Raw genomic sequence first — 13960 nt, forward strand, 5'->3', positions numbered from 1 at the left:
GGGCGGTCCCCCGCAGGGTTGCAACACGCGGCATGGCTGCCGCATCGGCGCGGATGCGCCACCTTGTTGGCCTTGCGGCCTGCTCCATCAACCTCGCTCCGCGGCCTACGCCGCCAAGCCATCCTGCGCGGCACAGCGTTCGGACACGTTGGCCCAGTCGGCGCCAGCGACACGGGGAATGAAGACTTCGGCCTGACGGCCTTCCCCGTGACGGCAGCATTTCATGTAGCGCCGCGCCAGCCCATATGCGGCGGCCTGGCCATCGAACATGGCACCGGCATCGTTGTCGCCGTAGATGCGCAGCCGTGTCACCTGATCGGGCACCCAGACGCGTTCCAGATTGCTGGCGCAAATCCCGGCCCACACCGGCTGCCCGGTGCGTTGCAAAATGGCCAGGCCAGTCTCCACGCCCTCGCAAACCGCCAACTCGCCATCCGGCTCGCCCAATCTGATGGCCGCTCCGTTGACGCCGCCGCACAAGAGCTTCCTGGACTGCGTCCCCAGCGCCTTGCGGCCGTCCTGCAAGTACGTGCGCAGCAGCGAGACCACCTGCCCGCCCTGGTCCTGCACCACCGCAACTAAGGCCGGAAAATGGCGCACCAGACGCGCCTTGCCGGTCCCTTGGTCCAGTTCGTAGTAGCCTAGCGCCGGATGGATGCGCAGCGTCTCCGGGTAGCCATCCATGCCCAAGCCCCGAAAACGCAGATAGCGGTCCACCTCATCACCTGCAACTATCGCGTGAGTTTCGGCCAATATCCGATGCACCAGCCGGCGCGCATCCTTGACCGCGGCCGGCACCTGCGGCGACGCAGGCAACAGCCCGAGGCTGCGCTCGACATGGCGCAACGCGGTGCCTGCGCCCCATCCGAAATAGCCCATCAGCAGCTTGAAGCCGCCGCCGGCGCCGCAGGCGCGACAAATGTAATTGCCGTCGCCAAATTTATCCGTGTACTGGAACCGGTCGGTGCCACCGCATGCCGCGATCGGACATGGCTGGTTGCGCCGGTTCAGCACCTTCTCATCCACGCCCAGTGCGCACAGCAGCGATGTCCAGCGCCCATAGGCACTGGCGCGCGCCGCCTGAAAGCGCTGCTCAAATTGCTCTTGGTCGGTTGTCATGGCGCCTCCTCGACTTCAAGCGGCTTGGTCCTGCGAGAACAGGTCGCCCCGTTCATCGTGGCGACGCATCTGCTCGTTGAGCCACTGCGGATTGGCCGCCAGATGATCGGCGATCCACTCCGGGTTGGCCATCACGGCTTGCCGCACCCAGGCCGGATAAGTTGCCAACGAGGCTTCGAACCAGCGCCGCAGCTGGGCGCCGATCCAGGCTCGCACCTCTTCCGCATCGTACGCCCCGGCATAGGGCAACTGAGACAACGGGCTGCACGCGACCACGCGCAGGCAGTTCACGAACGAGAATGGCTGGCGGTCGCGCGACGGATCGGTAAACACCCAGCGCACGATCTCGAACTTTTCCGCCAAGGGCGTACTGACCACACCAAGCAGGCGCACCTTGCGCAACAGCCACCAGTGCAGGCACACGACCTCCTCCTCTGTGAACTCGTCGACCGGGCCCTCGTCCAGTTGGTCGTCGGGCGCAACTGGGGCCACGTTGGAATCGGAATGATTGCTCAGGAAGACTTCTTCCATGATTGCCTCCGTAACAAAAATGAATGAACGGGACAATCGCCCGCACGGGAGCTTGTCCCATGGGGGGGTGACAGGGGTTGGTTACCCTTGATTGACATGCTGGCTATGCTGCCGCGACGAGCCGCGTTCGATGGGCTGCCAGCTACCATCGGGAAAATCTGAAGTCGGCGCCACCGTCCGCACAATGCCGTTTTTGCAGATGGGAACGCAAGAGGTGCCGCTTAAGGCAATCTAGCCGGCGAGACCGTGCGCGTCAAATCTTGTGCACCGGATTTGCACCAATACGCGCCCTGATGGATGCTAGTCGGAGCAAGGCGAAAACGGTATGGTTTTCTCCGACGTTTCCACTATGAGCCACCGTAATACCCAACTACCCTCTGGCAACGTCCCTATTTCGGAAGGTGACCCAATGAACTCGCATGCCGACACCCCGATTCTCGTCAGCGCGGAGCACAGCGCCGCCAATCGCAAACTGCTGGCGCGCCAAGCGGCGGCAAAAACGGACCGCATCGAATCGGCCAGCAGGAAGGTGAGCATTACCCTGTCGAGCCCGGAAGGCAAGCGCCTGTACCTGCGCTGCTTTGAAATCACGCAGATCAACTTCCACTACATCACCGTGTTTGCCCGCATGAAGGTGGCCGACACCGAGGTGGAGCGCATCGAGCAGGAACTGCGGACCATGCTGGACACCCGGCTCACGCGTCTGAACCAGGCACTGGTCGATGCGGAAGCGAAGTGCACGGCGCACGGCATCAGCGCCCTCGCCACCTACGATGTGGAGCCACTGCTGTTCGAAGCCAAGGTGTTCTCGATGCTGGATCGGCGACTGCTGGAGCTAATTGAAAAGGTGGACCAGCTCATGCCCATGCTGGAAACCTTGTGCATTGACGAGGCCATGACGCCAAGCCAATTGATTGTCGAGAAGTCGAGGATCAAAAGAGCCGTCCGTGGGACAACTAAAGCGGTCCGCATCATCAGGTCGTCTTTGGAGCGCCGGGCGAACACCATGTCCCACGACCATGGCGAAGAAAGAGATCACAGCACACGGCGACTGAATGACGGCTGACGAATGCGAAGCGGACGACGATCCTGTAATGACCCAGTGAATTCCTGCTCAGGTGATAATACTGAGAGAACATCACCTGAGCAGGAATCCGCTGCGTCATTGCATCCGTACTCATGCTGTCGAGCAGCGATTTATCACCGCGTCCGATTTACAACCAACTTCCACATGAAAGTCCTTGTACCCAACGCGGCAGTAAGTGGAATCTGCAATTCTAAACCAAGAGTCTGGGGCCGTATTTCTCCATCAACAGACGAAGGACGTTTGCGCTTGTGTACGCAGCAAAACGCTGATTATCATCCCCTTTATCCGGGTCTGCAAAGTCGCATACGGACTTCAATGCGAAAGCAAGAGGCTGTGGTTGAGATGAGGTTTGAGCTGCGGCGTACATCCCGTAAATTTCCATCTCGACTCCGACCAAATCACGGTGTTGTTGCTTGATGTCGTTAATTACTTCCCCATCCGCCAGCACCGCTGACCCGGACGCTACAGGGCCTATGAAGATCTGCGGAACGCTTGGCGCATCACTACCGTAGGCTGTCGATAGATTAATCAACTCCTGTCTTTGAGATCGCAATTGTTCAACATGACTTCTGATAATCGCTGGTGCAGGAAGTTGATGAGGCGAAATCGAGAAACTTGTATTGATTTTATCTTTAACTCGCTTACCACTTTGAAAGTCCCAAGCTGGATCAGCAAGCAGAACATCACCCATGTTAACTTTCCCTCGAACCCCAGCGCAAATCCCACACATTGCAATTAAACGAGGGCGCAACATGGAAATAATAGATGCACTCCTTAATGCAGTAGAAACCATCCCCATCCGCGGTGCAAAGGTTGCACATACGGTAATTTTCTTTGATCCAACATAAAAATAACCATCCCGAACAAAGGTTACATCGTCAAGTGGGCGCGGCGAAGACCAGTTCCAGTTTAGCTTTAAGACCTCTTCCAGCTCCGGACGCTCTAAAGCACATATAACAGCCAAGTCCACACTATATTCTGGACGAGCAGTTCTTTCGTTTTTCCCGTCATTAAGGCTGTAACTCACACAATTAATCGCGCGATTGATCCACTCATCGCTATCCGCAGAATACTCAACTACAGTCCATGTGTGCTGCCTGAATGACTCAGCAGCAGCGCTATTTAATTGAAGATCGGCTGTTATTCCAAGTACTCTTTTGGGGCGATTTAAATTTTCTTGACTATGTATTTCCATCAGAAGCTCAAGTGAGCTACGCGTACTAGGTTCATCTTCTGGCCATAGCGGCAAAAGGATATCCAAAATCATCAAGTCAAACTGTTCACTCTCAAGTTTATCCCTAGCATCGTTGGCACAACCTACAATTGATACGTTTGACCTGTCGATCCCTATTTCGGTCAACTTGCCGAGCAATCTAGAATAGCGCTTCGGATTATCATCCACAATTAGTATATTCAAAACCAACCTCTTTCCTGATCAACAACACCAAATTCCACCAAAGCGTCAACCAACCTCAGTTTCCACTCGTCATATGTCGAGTTGTAGTGCAGCACGCCTCGAAAAGTCGTCGGAAATTCAGAGGCAAGCTCTTCTCGAATTTGGCTAAGATTAACGGCGTTTCCCGTCTCTCGCAGAAAGGCTTCATACCCCGTTATAACAATTGTCGGGCAAGAATACCCAGAAAAACTCATGTGACGCAGGACCTCGATCCCTCCAAACCCCTGCGGCCTGCCTCCACTTTCTCTTTCCCCTATTGAAAAAGTTGGCAAAGACATGTCCAACAACATCAAATCAGGAAGATTATGATCGAGATAATCCAATGCAGAGTTTACTGAAGAAACGCAATCTACGATCAATTCTAAACTCAGCGTTTTCAAAAAATTCTCGATGTGAGCCCGCTTCGGAGCTTCATCCTCAACCAAAAGAATACTAAAGGACATTGATCTCTCCTTTTGATAACGGAGATTGAAGAATCATAGAATACCTGACTTGCAACTCAAACCACCCATTTTCAATGAACCCATATTTCAAATCGCCTTTAGCTGACTGCTTAGTTACCGCAGCCAATTTCAATATTCCGCTACCTCCCTCACGGCTACTTCTTCTTCCCACATTGCCATTTTTAATAAGAGCAGAAATTTCATGCAACTTCCCTTCATTAGTAATTCGTGCAGTGTCTTTTGCCTCGCTGCGTACGCAGATTACTAAGACTCCAGTTTCCATGTCTGGCACGACCTCAATTCTAATCTTTGGGGATTTCATGTTAGAGTGCGCGCGCACATTGTCCAGCGCAATAAACAACACATCATGAACAAAGACTAATGCTGATGCATGCATCTGGAAGTCCTCGGATTTAATATCTAGTTCCAGGTTCGGATGAAACCCGCGTTGACTCTTCAACGCGGAGTCAATCGCAATTTTTACAATCTGATCCAGCTTAAAAAGCCTCTTTTGTGCCTCTACATCAGCCCGACTAAACCAAGTTGCGGCATCATCCAGAGCGCGCTGGACTTCCAACGAGCATTGCCCTATTTGCATGTCCAGTTCCAGGAATGCTGAGGAATCAGGAGCGGCAATCTTTCTTATGGAGGCCCGTAACTCGTCAAATATAGCTACAATAGCAGTCTTCAGGAGTATGGTAATGAATTTACGTATCGAAGCGAGAGACGGTTCAAGTGCCCCCCACAACACTGACACAGTTGTTCTGATAAAATCATCCACACTCAGATCCATTCTAGCTACGATCCGAGCGACGTTAATCAACGGAATCGAAAGATCTAGGAAAAGCAAACCGCGTGGCCTGTCCTCAGCTGAAACCTGGAAGTGCTCATTTTTCGCAGAGAGCAACAGTTCATCAAAATTCGTTGCACATTTCACGAACGCCGTATTAATTGCGTTGAGCGCCTCAATATCGAGCCCTTCAAATTTATCCAGCCAAAATTGATTTCTACGGTAGGCCTTTGCTTCACCCTCACGGGTCGTGATTAATTGCGCAAACTCTAGAGGTCCTCGAATTAATCCTACAAAGGATTGATGTCGGATTCTTTGGCTCAAGTAAAAATCAAGACCGAAAGTCGGATTATTTAGAAATTCTTCACGCAGACGACCTAGCATACTTACAAGTACCGCGTCCGCTTCGTCTTCCGGTATAAAAACGGTTTTCGCCGCGGCTTTTACGTCGTTCAACTCCTTAATTACATCGTCAAAGTCCTGCAAAGCGTCAACCGAGACATCACGAAGATCTTTATAGCGCGCAAAATCTTCAGATATCTCTCTAGATGCCCACCGCGCCAGAGAAGGAACGTCCACGTGGATTCTGGTTCGATCAACTATCCACCGGCCTTCATCAAGAGCCAGTTGATTGGAAATTTCCAAGATCTCGCTTTGATATAAATCGGAATTCCGTTCATCTAATAATCTTAACGCAGCACAAATTGCTTGCCGCTCATCCATTACATGCTTGGTTCCTTTCAACACACGCGATGCATCAATGATTTGCGGGACGCAAACAAACCGCAAGAAGTAAATCAACTGATAACTTGGATATAGGCTTGCGCTATCGTAGAGCTTACTTGGAACTTTAATTCCGGACGTTCTCAAGAAGTTTCCAGTAGCAAAGCGGAGTAACGATAGAGTAAACTCACTTTCAGTCGTCACCCATAGCAAATGCAGTGCTATAAGCGGAGTTAAGGGCGACGATACCAACTTATAGTCATCCCAAACGTAATTAGATAAAGAAGATTCAACAGGTGTGAGCGCAAGACTTATACTGCCACGCGCCCCCTCGTCTGCAACAATTTCGATTACGGTTTGCCTTTTCCCCAACATGTATGCTGCATGCAAAGACAACGATGCTGCAATCGCCCTTAACGCTTCATCCAAAACTGCATTCTCGGCTTTCTTTATTAAATCTATAGCTTCTTGCCAACGATTTTCTCTTACAAAGCCGCCAGCTCTGAAAATTAGCTCTAGTTCATTTTCATCTGGACTACAAACCTGATCTGGGCACAGAAAACCCATCCAAAAAGTTTTCCCAGAATTCTTGACCAACTCACTTACTACTAGTTCTTTAGCAGATTCATCCAGGCAAAATGGAGTTATATCCTCTAGTCCGACCGTGCGCGAATTCAGCCCTATCAACCATGGTCGCCAAATCTTATCTGGTCTACTTTGTCGTAGTTGCGTAAGCAGTTCACGAATCGCTTCAAATTTTGGAATCCCTTTAAGGTTTTCCACGAGCTTTACTAATTTCTGAAATGCGTCATTGTCATCGGCTCGACAGAGGACACGTGCGAGGAGCCTCGATATATTTCGGGGAGTAGCGGAAATCAGTTGCTTATCGCTATTACTTGATATCCCGGCTGCAATATAAATTATGTCCCACGGATCACTTTGAGAGTTACGTTGAATCTCCTTATACGAGCTACGTATGTCTGCCTTGCTACCCGAACGCACGTTCTCTAGGAGTAAATTATTCCGCAATGGAAGCTTCGCCATGGCGCCATATTCACCGATCGCTATCGCAATTTTCTTCAAACGAGGGTCATGAATATCGTCCAGCAGCCTCAAAACCCTGCTGATTACCATTTGCATTGCCAACATGTCTTCGCAATTCACAATCCTTTGCAGAACAAGAACAAATGTCTCATAAATGTCAATTATAGAATGACTTTGCTCGACTCGAAGGACGTCGGCCAAACCTTCTTCGTCGTCGGGCAACTCGCTTGTCAACCTGTATCGAACGTATTTTTTTATAGGTTCGTCATAATATTTGTGCTTGCTAATTTTCACACGAATATCGTCAAAAAACTTCGCCAACGTCGTTCTGTCTTCGTTCCTTACACTAGTATTATAAGTAATAAACCCTAGAAGACCATTTTTGTAAATGGATCTAACTTTCGATGTATATCTTTTTTGTTTCTCAAGACCACCGGAAAGTTGCTCAAGACATATTCGCAACTGAACTAACCATAAAGCGACTCCGTATTTTTCTTCAATCCTCGCAAGTTCGCCAATAGCCTCATTAAATGAGCTTTTCTCAAGAAGGATTTCAACTTGATCAACATTTAGTCGAAAATCATTTATGATATGGGTGTCAACGTTAATCAACGTTGCAATCCACATAAGTTCCTTTTCCAAATTCACTTCTGGCGCTTTAACGTGAACCCCTGTTAATTCGTCATATCCGACTGGAATTTTCATTAATTCAGGCACTTGCTTTTTAGTTTGAAAGCGTGTCCAAGTCAAAAAATCCAGATACTGCGTTTGATGAAGCCCAGCTCTTGCATCTAACAACAAGCCGCGTACACCCGAACGGAACAATCTCGCAGGCGCACGTGTTGGGTCTGGAACGAATTTTTGCGATTTGAACGCAGCAATAAGCCCCCGGAACCTGTGTTGATGATCTAAAAAGGCTTTCGCAGAAGCGCGTTGTTCTATCACTTAATCTCCGCCAATAAGTTTTGAGTTATGACAATATTACCTTAAATTAGCGGGTAGAGGGCCTTGCCGACACTCATCTTCTCTACGCATAAATATTTACTTCGGAGTTGAGAAGTAGGCCTACCACCTCGGCCTTTGCGCCGATGCTGCTCAACTGCGCGTCGGGGCACGGCACCAGCGCAATTCCGATACGCAACGTCACGTCTAGATTGCAAGATCAGCAGCTGGCCCTGGCGCGATAGGCGAGCATTCGTATTAGATGTAGAAGACAGCAAATCGAGATCCGCGACATCGCAGATGGCATTTCCCTCGTTGCCGCCACGCAACCCCATTTTTCATAGATTGACGTGCACGCAAACGCGTCGCCTCAATTCCCGGGCGCGCTCGCGTCCATGCGTCTCCTCATTGTTGGGTCGCCGGCACCCAGCGTCGTGCGTACCCTGCTTGCAGTTGCTATAAATTCAGTGCGAGCGCAATTCCGGTGCACGATGTTTGACACGCAGAACGGAGCGCACTAGATTGCAACTGCAGTAGCTGGCCCTGCCGAAGTAGGCGAGCTTTTCAAAGAAGCGATGCATCTGGTTCGGGAACTAGCCTCCCTGAGCATGCCTTCAAGCCAGGGCCGCATACTAATCCTTAATACGATCGTCCCTGATTGCTCCGTTGCCTTCGGCGATTTGTGAGCGAACATTTCCCATACGTCGAACCGCCAAGGACTGACGACTCAGTCGGCGCAACGTTTTCCATTCAACGATCGAAGGAGAGAAGTATGAATGCCCGCCTGCTAACTACCACGGAGATGATGGCACCTGGCCGCGTCCTCATCAAACGCAAACAGCTGCTGCAGAAGGTCCCCCTTGGCGAACGCACGATCCTGGAGCTGGAACGCTGCGGCAAGTTCCCCAAGCGATTCTCGATCACGGCCCGCTCCGTCGCGTGGGACCTCGGCGAAGTGGACGCCTGGATCGCGCAGCAGCAGGCTGCCGCCGTCCCGCAGCCCGCGCCCGGGCTCAAGCGGCCTTGACCCATGCATCGATCATGTCGGCCCAGTCCTGCAGCATCCCGCGCCGCTGTTCCGCATACTCGGCCTTGTTGTACACCGCCCGAACGCCGCGCTGCTCGTGCGCCAGGCACTTCTCGATCCAGTCGGTGTTGTAGCCCGCCTCGTGCAGCTGGGTCGATGCCGTTCGGCGCAGGTCGTGGGGCGAGAAGTCGGCTAGCGGCCGGCCGGCGGCGCGCGCGACACGCGACACCGATGTTGTCACCTGGTTCAACGTCGCGTTCGAGATGGGCAGATCGGCGTCGTAGCGCGATGGCAGGACATAGCGGGAGCCGCCGGCGCAGGTGCGCAGCGCGATGAAGATGTCGACCGCCTGAGTTGACAAGTAGACGTTGTGGGGATTGCGGCGCTTCATGCGCTCGGCCGGGATCGTCCAGATGCCGCTGGAGAAATTGATCTCGTCCCACGTCGCATCCGTCAACTCGGATTTACGCACCATCGTCAGCAGCAGCAGCTTGATCGCCAGGCGCAAGGTCGGCGCGCTCTGCACCTTCTCCAGGTATGTGTACAACCAGGGGATCTCCGCGCTGCTCAAGGCCCTGTCGCGCGCCTGGAAGGTGGCGATGGAGCATGGCGGCACCTTGTCGGCGGGATTGGGCAGGTCGTGTCCGCGCTGGCCGGCATGACGAAACACCAGCATGACGATTTCGCGGGCGTGCACCGCGGTGGCGGGCGCACCGCGCGCCACGATCGCGTCGCACACCGCGCGCAGCTCTTCGTGCGTAATCTCGCGCAGCAGCAAGCGGCCGAAGGGCCGCTGCAGGTCGCGCTCGTACACCGAACGGCGCATGTCGCGTGTCGATTCGGCCATGCGGTAGTTGCCCAGCCAGCGCTCGGCCCACTGCCCGAACGTTTCCTCCCCTTCCAGGCGCTGTTTCTGGCGCCGCTTGTGCTGCGTGGGCGACATGCCGGCCGCGACCAGCTTCCTGGCCGCATCGAGCTTCTCGCGCGCTTCTGCCAAGGTCAGTCCACCGGCTCCATAGCGACCGAGCACCAGCGTCTCCTGGCGCCCGTTGAAGCGGTAGTTGAACCGGAACGAGACCACGCCGGAAGCGAGCACCATCGCGTAGAGGCCATCCCTGTCCACCACCTTGTACGCGCGTGGGCCGGGCTTCAAATTTCGCAGTTTTGTGTCCGTCAGCATTTCCGCCTCCCACTCGATACCATCATGTTAGACATTTCCCCCTATAAATCAACGAGTTAGGACACCGTAAAACGCGCGTTCGGCGTCCAAGTCAGCGCCAAAATCGCACTCCGATACCATCAACAAAAAACGTGATGGTATCGGCCCTTTTTTCCTTCCGCATCAAGCACTTACGCGATTTCGGTACCATCAACCGCGGAAATCCGCGTTGATGGTATCGGGACGCGGCGCGCCAGCCGTCCGCGCCATACCATCGCCGGTACCAGCAATCGCGCGCGCTTGCTCCTGCCGATCCTTGCCCGATTTCGCCACGCCAAAATAGAAAAAGCCCCTGAAAATCAGGGGCTTAGTCTTAGTTTAATGCCGCGTGCTGCGTGCTGCAGCCAGACGGGGAATTATTCCCACTCGATAGTCGCAGGCGGCTTGCCCGAGATATCGGTAAACGACACGGTTGAGGCCGCGAACTTCATTAATGATCCTGTTGGAAACCTTGCCCAGCAGCGAGTGCGGCAGGTGCGCCCAGTGCGCGGTCATGAAGTCCTGCGTCTGCACGGCGCGCAGCGCCACCACGTATTCGTAGGTGCGGCCGTCGCCCATCACGCCTACCGACTTCACCGGCAGGAACACCGCGAACGCTTGCGACGTCGCCTCGTACCAGTTCTTCGGCAGCTCTTCCGTGTTCACAGCCTGGCCGGCCACGAACTCGTACGGGGTGTTGCGCAGTTCTTCGATGAAGATGGCGTCGGCCTGGCGCAGCAGGTCGGCGTATTCCTTCTTCACTTCACCCAGGATGCGCACGCCCAGGCCCGGCCCCGGGAATGGATGGCGATACACCATGTCATGCGGCAGGCCCAGCGCCACGCCCAGCTTCCGCACTTCGTCCTTGAACAGTTCGCGCAGCGGTTCGAGCAGCTTGAGCTTCATGGTGTCCGGCAAGCCGCCCACGTTGTGGTGCGACTTGATGGTCTGGCCCTTCTTGCCCTTGCCGGCCGACTCGATCACGTCCGGGTAGATGGTGCCCTGCGCCAGCCACTTGGCGTTGACCAGCTTGGCCGACTCCACCTGGAACACTTCCACGAACTCGCGGCCGATGATCTTGCGCTTCTGCTCGGGATCGGTCACGCCGGCCAGGTGGCCCATGAACTGGTCGGTGGCGTCCACGCGGATCACCTTCACGCCCAGGTTCTTGGCGAACATATTCATCACCATCTCGCCTTCGTTCAGGCGCAGCAGGCCGTGGTCGACGAACACGCAGGTCAGCTGGTCGCCGATGGCGCGGTGGATCAGCGCGGCGGCCACGGACGAATCCACGCCGCCCGACAGGCCCAGGATCACTTCATCGCTGCCCACTTGCGCGCGGATCTTTTCCACGGCTTCGGAGATGTAGTCCGGCATGTTCCAGTCGGATTTGCAGCCGCAGATCTCGTGCACGAAACGGCCCAGCATGGCCTTGCCCTGCTCGGTGTGCGTCACTTCCGGGTGGAATTGCACGCCGTAGAAGTTGCGCTCCTCGTCCGCCATGGCGGCGATCGGGCAGCTGGGCGTGTCGCCCATCAGCTTGAAGCCTGGCGGCATGTCCAGCACCTTGTCGCCGTGGCTCATCCATACTTTCAGCATGCCGTGGCCTTCCGGCGTGACGAAGTCGTTGATGCCGTCCAGCAGCTTGGTGTGGTTGCGCGCGCGCACTTCGGCGTAGCCGAATTCGCGCACCAGGCCGTTCTCGACCTTGCCGCCCAGCTGGGCCGCCATGGTCTGCATGCCGTAGCAGATGCCCAGCACCGGCACGCCCAGCTCGAACACGGCTTGCGGCGCGCGCGGCGAGTCGCCTTCCAGGGTGGAGTTGTGGCTGCCCGACAGGATCACGCCGGAAGCGCCGTAATTGCGCACGAAGTCGTCGCCGATGTCGTAGGGATAGACTTCGGAGAACACGCCGGAGTCGCGCACGCGGCGAGCGATCAGCTGGGTAACCTGGGAACCGAAATCGAGAATGAGGATTTTAGAATGCATGGATGAGCGCTGAAACTGAGAGGAAATGAGAAAACGCCGGCGGTAGGCCGCCGGCGTTTGAGAGGATTAGTCGCCGGAACGGTAGTTCGGCGCTTCCTTGGTGATCTGGACGTCGTGCACGTGCGACTCGCGCATGCCGGCCGACGTGATCTCGACGAATTCCGCTTTCTCGCGCAGCTCGTCGATGGTGGCGCAACCGCAGTAGCCCATGGACTGGCGCACGCCGCCCACCAGCTGGAAGATGATCGCCAGCACGCTGCCCTTGTAGGCGACGCGGCCTTCGATACCTTCAGGCACGAACTTGTCGGCCTTCATGGTGGCGTCCTGGAAGTAGCGGTCGGCCGAGCCGTCCGACATCGCGCCCAGCGAACCCATGCCGCGGTAGGACTTGTAGGAGCGGCCCTGGTACAGGATCACCTCGCCCGGCGCCTCTTCGGTGCCGGCGAACATGGAACCCATCATCACGGTCGATGCGCCGGCCGCCAGTGCCTTGGAAATGTCGCCCGAGAAGCGGATGCCGCCGTCGGCGATGCACGGCACGCCGGTGCCGGCCAGCGCTTCGGCCACGTTGGAAATGGCGGTGATTTGCGGCACGCCCACGCCGGCGACGATACGGGTGGTGCAGATGGAGCCGGGGCCGATACCGACCTTGACCGCGTCCGCGCCGTATTCCACCAGCGCCTTGGCGGCCGCTGCGGTGGCGATGTTGCCGCCGATGACGTCCACGTGCGGGAAGCGGGTCTTGATCCACTTTACGCGGTCCAGGATGCCTTGCGAGTGGCCGTGGGCGGTGTCCACCACCAGCACGTCCACGCCGGCCGCGACCAGCAGCTCGATGCGTTCTTCATCTTTCGCGCCCACGCCCACGGCTGCGCCCACCAGCAGCTTGCCGTGCTGGTCCTTGGAGGCGTTCGGGTGTTCGGTCGATTTCTGGATGTCCTTGACGGTGATCAGGCCGCGCAGGTTGAAGGCATCGTCCACCACCAGCACGCGCTCCAGGCGGTGCTTGTTCATCAGGCGCTTGGCCTCGGTGGTGTCGGCGCCTTCCTTGACGTAGACCAGCTTGTCGCGCGGGGTCATCTTGGCGCGCACTTCAGCGTCCAGTTCCTGCTCGAAGCGCAAATCGCGGTTGGTGATGATACCAACTACTTGTTTATCCTCTACTACCGGGAAGCCGGAAATGCCATACTGCTCCGTCAGCTTGATGACTTCGCGGATCTTCATGTCCGGCGGGATGGTGATCGGATCGCGCAGCACGCCTGCTTCGAAACGCTTGACGCGCGCTACTTCGCGGGCCTGGTCCTTCGGCTTCAGATTCTTGTGGATGATGCCGATGCCGCCTTCCTGTGCCATGGCGATGGCCAGGCGGGCTTCGGTTACCGTATCCATCGCAGCCGACAGCAGCGGAATATTCAGCGAGATATTGCGGGTCAGGCGAGTTTTGAGAGACGTATCCGCAGGCAGAATATTGGAGTACGCAGGGACGAGGAGCACGTCATCGAAGGTGAGTGCTTTTTGAAGTAAACGCATAGTACGATTTCCTATAGGCGCAAAAGTCGATTATACAGTAAGTCGCGCCCTACGTCTTTACCCCGGGGAAAATTGGCAGCG

General features: G+C 55.3%; 9 protein-coding genes and 1 pseudogene. 2 read left to right on the forward strand and 8 right to left on the reverse strand.

Annotated elements, in window-relative coordinates; all coding sequences use genetic code 11:
- Positions 1-105: 105 nt before the first annotated feature.
- Together ACFJI2_RS12675 and ACFJI2_RS12680 are read right to left on the reverse strand one after the other, a co-directional pair.
- Complete coding sequence (locus ACFJI2_RS12675; protein WP_377705347.1) at positions 106-1119, reverse strand: toprim domain-containing protein; 1014 nt, start codon at positions 1117-1119, stop codon at positions 106-108.
- A 15-nt stretch (positions 1120-1134) separates the two neighbouring features.
- Positions 1135-1650, reverse strand: a complete 516-nt coding sequence (locus ACFJI2_RS12680; RefSeq protein ID WP_377705348.1) for a hypothetical protein — start codon at positions 1648-1650, stop codon at positions 1135-1137.
- Positions 1651-2059: 409 nt separating this feature from the next.
- Between ACFJI2_RS12680 and ACFJI2_RS12685 the strand changes: the two genes are divergently transcribed.
- Positions 2060-2716: a hypothetical protein gene (locus tag ACFJI2_RS12685; RefSeq protein WP_377705349.1), complete on the forward strand. Its 657-nt coding sequence runs from the start codon at positions 2060-2062 to the stop codon at positions 2714-2716.
- Between the two features lie 211 nt (positions 2717-2927).
- Here the strand turns inward: ACFJI2_RS12685 and ACFJI2_RS12690 are convergent, their stop codons facing one another.
- The 3 genes from ACFJI2_RS12690 to ACFJI2_RS12700 are packed head-to-tail and all read right to left on the reverse strand — an operon-like array spanning position 2928 to position 8138.
- Positions 2928-4154: a hypothetical protein gene (locus ACFJI2_RS12690; RefSeq protein WP_377705350.1), complete on the reverse strand. Its 1227-nt coding sequence runs from the start codon at positions 4152-4154 to the stop codon at positions 2928-2930.
- Complete coding sequence (locus ACFJI2_RS12695; protein WP_377705351.1) at positions 4151-4636, reverse strand: response regulator; 486 nt, start codon at positions 4634-4636, stop codon at positions 4151-4153. Before ACFJI2_RS12695 ends, ACFJI2_RS12690 begins: the two co-directional genes overlap by 4 nt.
- Positions 4626-8138 carry a hypothetical protein gene (locus ACFJI2_RS12700; protein ID WP_377705352.1) on the reverse strand — a complete coding sequence of 1171 codons (3513 nt, stop codon included), beginning with the start codon at positions 8136-8138 and terminating at the stop codon, positions 4626-4628. The genes ACFJI2_RS12695 and ACFJI2_RS12700 overlap by 11 nt, the downstream gene beginning before the upstream one ends.
- Before the next feature lie 769 nt (positions 8139-8907).
- Between ACFJI2_RS12700 and ACFJI2_RS12705 the strand changes: the two genes are divergently transcribed.
- Positions 8908-9162 carry an AlpA family phage regulatory protein gene (locus ACFJI2_RS12705; RefSeq protein WP_377705353.1) on the forward strand — a complete coding sequence of 85 codons (255 nt, stop codon included), beginning with the start codon at positions 8908-8910 and terminating at the stop codon, positions 9160-9162.
- Here ACFJI2_RS12705 and ACFJI2_RS12710 read toward each other — a convergent pair.
- The 3 genes and pseudogenes from ACFJI2_RS12710 to guaB form a co-directional block, all read right to left on the reverse strand.
- The gene (locus ACFJI2_RS12710) at positions 9149-10342 is read right to left on the reverse strand and encodes a tyrosine-type recombinase/integrase (protein ID WP_377705354.1); all 1194 of its coding nucleotides are present in this window, start codon (positions 10340-10342) and stop codon (positions 9149-9151) included. The two genes, ACFJI2_RS12705 and ACFJI2_RS12710, sit on opposite strands and share 14 nt — an antisense overlap.
- 395 nt (positions 10343-10737) lie before the next feature.
- Positions 10738-12349, reverse strand: a pseudogene (gene guaA / locus ACFJI2_RS12715) (glutamine-hydrolyzing GMP synthase).
- Positions 12350-12415: 66 nt separating this feature from the next.
- Positions 12416-13879, reverse strand: a complete 1464-nt coding sequence (gene guaB, locus ACFJI2_RS12720) for an IMP dehydrogenase (RefSeq protein WP_056390746.1) — start codon at positions 13877-13879, stop codon at positions 12416-12418.
- Positions 13880-13960: the final 81 nt, after the last annotated feature.

Origin of the sequence: Pseudoduganella sp. UC29_71, assembly GCF_042693265.1 — a bacterium.
Lineage (GTDB): Bacteria > Pseudomonadota > Gammaproteobacteria > Burkholderiales > Burkholderiaceae_D > Rugamonas.

Excerpts from the sequence above, each read along its gene's own strand:
- ACFJI2_RS12675 (WP_377705347.1), bottom strand. The coding sequence starts at position 1,119 with ATGACAACCGACCAAGAGCAATTTGAGCAGCGCTTTCAGGCGGCGCGC.
- ACFJI2_RS12680 (WP_377705348.1), bottom strand. The coding sequence starts at position 1,650 with ATGGAAGAAGTCTTCCTGAGCAATCATTCCGATTCCAACGTGGCCCCA.
- ACFJI2_RS12685 (WP_377705349.1), top strand. The coding sequence starts at position 2,060 with ATGAACTCGCATGCCGACACCCCGATTCTCGTCAGCGCGGAGCACAGC.
- ACFJI2_RS12695 (WP_377705351.1), bottom strand. The coding sequence starts at position 4,636 with ATGTCCTTTAGTATTCTTTTGGTTGAGGATGAAGCTCCGAAGCGGGCT.
- ACFJI2_RS12705 (WP_377705353.1), top strand. The coding sequence starts at position 8,908 with ATGAATGCCCGCCTGCTAACTACCACGGAGATGATGGCACCTGGCCGC.
- ACFJI2_RS12710 (WP_377705354.1), bottom strand. The coding sequence starts at position 10,342 with ATGCTGACGGACACAAAACTGCGAAATTTGAAGCCCGGCCCACGCGCG.
- guaB (WP_056390746.1), bottom strand. The coding sequence starts at position 13,879 with ATGCGTTTACTTCAAAAAGCACTCACCTTCGATGACGTGCTCCTCGTC.